1 protein-coding gene is annotated in these 3,447 nt (G+C 69.5%); it reads left to right on the forward strand.

Features of this window, described 5'->3' with window-relative positions; genetic code table 11:
• On the forward strand, positions 1-3,447 hold a 3,447-nt coding region (gene metH / locus V1L54_RS29170), incomplete at both ends, for a methionine synthase (RefSeq protein ID WP_330121170.1).

Raw genomic sequence — 3,447 nt, forward strand, 5'->3', positions numbered from 1 at the left:
CGGGAGGCGTTGGCGTCGCGGGTGGTGGTGGCTGATGGGGCGATGGGGACGATGTTGCAGGCGGCTGATCCGTCGTTGGAGGATTTCCAGCGGTTGGAGGGCTGTAATGAGGTGTTGAACGTCACCCGGCCGGACGTCGTGCGTGCGGTGCACGAGGAGTATTTCGCGGTGGGTGTGGACTGTGTGGAGACCAACACCTTCGGGGCGAATTTCTCGGCGTTGAACGAGTACGGGATCGCGGGTCGGATCGGGGAGTTGTCCGAGGCCGGGGCGCGGATCGCGCGGGAGGCGGCGGATGCCTTCACCGCGCGGGACGGCCGGGTGCGGTGGGTGCTGGGGTCGATGGGGCCGGGTACCAAGCTGCCGACGCTGGGCCATGTCGACTACGTCACGTTGCGGGAGGGTTTCCGGGCGAATGCCGCGGGGTTGATCGCCGGGGGTGCGGATGCGCTGCTGGTGGAGACCACCCAGGATCTGCTGCAGACCAAGGCGGCGGTGGTCGGGGCGCGCCGGGCGCTTCAGGAGGCGGGGCTGGAGTTGCCGGTGTGGGTTTCGATGGCGTTTGAGACCACCGGCACGATGCTGCTGGGCAGTGAGATCGGTGCGGCGCTGACGGCGTTGGAGCCGTTGGGTGTGGACATGATCGGGTTGAACTGCTCGACGGGGCCGGCCGAGATGAGTGAGCATCTGCGGTATCTGGCCCGGCACGCGCGTATCCCGTTGTTGTGTCTGCCCAATGCCGGGCTGCCGGTGCTGACCCGGGAGGGGGCGCATTTCCCGCTCAGCCCGGGTGAGCTGGCCGATGCCCAGGAGCGGTTTGTGGCCGATTACGGGTTGTCGCTGGTGGGGGGGTGCTGCGGTACCACTCCGGAGCATCTGCGGCAGGTGGTGCAGCGGGTGGGGGGCATGGTTCCGGCCGGGCGGGAGCCGCGTCCGGAGCCGGGTGCGGCGTCTCTGTACCAGAGTGTGCCGTTCCGGCAGGATGCGGCGTTTTTGGCGATCGGGGAGCGGACCAACGCCAACGGGTCGAGGAAGTTCCGTGAGGCGATGCTGGCCGGGCGCTGGGAGGAGTGTGTGGAGGTGGCCCGGGAGCAGATCCGTGAGGGCGCGCACCTGCTGGATCTGTGTGTGGATTATGTGGGCCGGGACGGGGTGGCCGACATGGCCGAGCTGGCCGGGCGGCTGGCCACCGCTTCCACGCTGCCGATCGTGCTGGACTCCACCGAGCCGGCCGTGATCGCCGCGGGGCTGGAGAAGCTGGGCGGCCGGGCGGTGATCAACTCGGTGAACTACGAGGACGGTGACGGGCCCGGCTCCCGGTTCGCGCAGATCACCGCGCTGGCCCGGGAGCACGGGGCGGCGCTGATCGCGCTGACCATCGACGAGGAGGGCCAGGCCCGCACCGCCGGGAAGAAGGTGGAGGTCGCCGAGCGGCTGATCGCCGATCTGACCGGGAAGTGGGGGATCGCCGAGTGCGACATCATCGTGGACTGTCTGACGTTCACCATCTGCACCGGCACCGAGGAGTCGCGGCGTGACGGGCTGGCCACGATCGAGGCCATCGGTGAGCTCAAGCGGCGCCATCCGCAGGTGCAGACCACGCTGGGGCTGTCGAACATCTCCTTCGGGCTGAACCCGGCCGCCCGGATGGTGCTCAACTCCGTCTTCCTGCACGAGTGCGTCAAGGCCGGGCTGGACTCGGCGATCGTGCACGCGGCCAAGATCCTGCCCATCGCCCGGATCCCCGAGGAGCAGGTCGAGGTGGCGCTGGATGTGATCTACGACCGGCGTGGTGAGGGCTATGACCCGCTGCAGCGGTTCCTGGAGCTGTTCGAGGGGGTGGATGCCAAGTCGGTGCGGGCCTCGCGGGCCGAGGAGCTGGCCGCGCTGCCCTTGGAGGAGCGGCTGCAGCGGCGGATCATCGACGGCGAGCGAGGCGGTCTGGAGGCCGATCTGGACCAGGCCCTGGCGGCCCGTCCGGCGCTTCAGATTGTCAACGACACCCTGCTGGCGGGGATGAAGGTGGTCGGGGAGCTGTTCGGCTCCGGGCAGATGCAGCTGCCGTTCGTGCTGCAGTCGGCCGAGGTGATGAAGGCCGCGGTGGCCTACCTGGAGCCGCACATGGAGAAGGTCGAGGGCGCCGAGGGCAAGGGCACCATCGTGCTGGCCACGGTGCGCGGTGATGTGCACGACATCGGCAAGAACCTGGTGGACATCATTTTGTCCAACAACGGCTACACCGTGGTCAACCTCGGTATCAAGCAGCCGGTGTCGGCCATCGTGGAGGCCGCCGAGCGGCACCGGGCGGATGTGATCGGGATGTCCGGGCTGCTGGTGAAGTCCACCGTGATCATGAAGGAGAACCTTCAGGAGCTCAACGCCCGGGGCCTGGCCGGAAAGTATCCGGTGATCCTGGGCGGGGCGGCGCTGACCCGGGCCTATGTCGAGCAGGACCTGCACGAGATCTACGACGGCGAGGTCCGCTACGCCCGCGACGCCTTCGAGGGGCTGCGCCTGATGGACGCGCTGATGGGCGTCAAACGCGGCGTGCCCGGGGCGAAACTGCCCGAACTGCGCCGACGCCGGGTGGCCCGGCGGGAGGCCCCGGCGGAGCCCTCCCCGGTCTCCCCGGCGCGCTCGGACGTGGCCACCGACAACCCCGTGCCCGTCCCGCCGTTCTGGGGCACGAGGGTGGTCAAGGGCATCCCGCTGCGGGAGTACGCCGCCTGGCTGGACGAGGACGCCCTGTTCAAGGGCCAGTGGGGACTCAAGGCGCCCCGCACCGGGCCGGGCCCCTCCTACGAGGAACTGGTCGCCACCGAGGGCCGCCCGAGGCTGCGGGGCTGGCTGGAGCGGCTGCACACCGACAACCTGCTGGAGGCCGCCGTCGTCCACGGCTACTTCCCCTGCCACTCCCAGGGCGAGGACCTGATCATCCTGGACGAGGCCGGCCAGGAACGGTGCCGCTTCACCTTCCCCCGCCAGCGCCGCGGCCGCCGGCTGTGCCTGGCGGACTTCTTCCGCCCCAGGGAATCCGGCGAAACCGACGTGGTCGGCCTGCAGGTCGTCACCGTCGGCAGCCGGATCTCCGGAGCCACCGCCGAACTGTTCGAGGCCGACTCCTACCGCGACTACCTGGAACTGCACGGCCTGTCCGTCCAGCTCGCCGAGGCCCTGGCCGAGTACTGGCACGCCCGGGTCCGCGCCGAACTCGGCTTCGCCGCACAGGACCCCGACGCGATCGAGGACATGTTCGCCCTCAAGTACCGCGGCGCCCGCTTCTCCCTGGGCTACGGCGCCTGCCCCGACCTGGCCGACCGCGCCAAGATCGCCGACCTGCTCCGCCCCGAACGGATCGGAGTCAAACTCTCCGAGGAGTACCAACTCCACCCCGAACAGTCCACCGACGCCATCATCGTCCACCACCCCGAAGCCAAATACTTCAAC

Origin of the sequence: Streptomyces rubellus (assembly GCF_036323805.1) — a bacterium.
Lineage (GTDB): Bacteria > Actinomycetota > Actinomycetes > Streptomycetales > Streptomycetaceae > Streptomyces.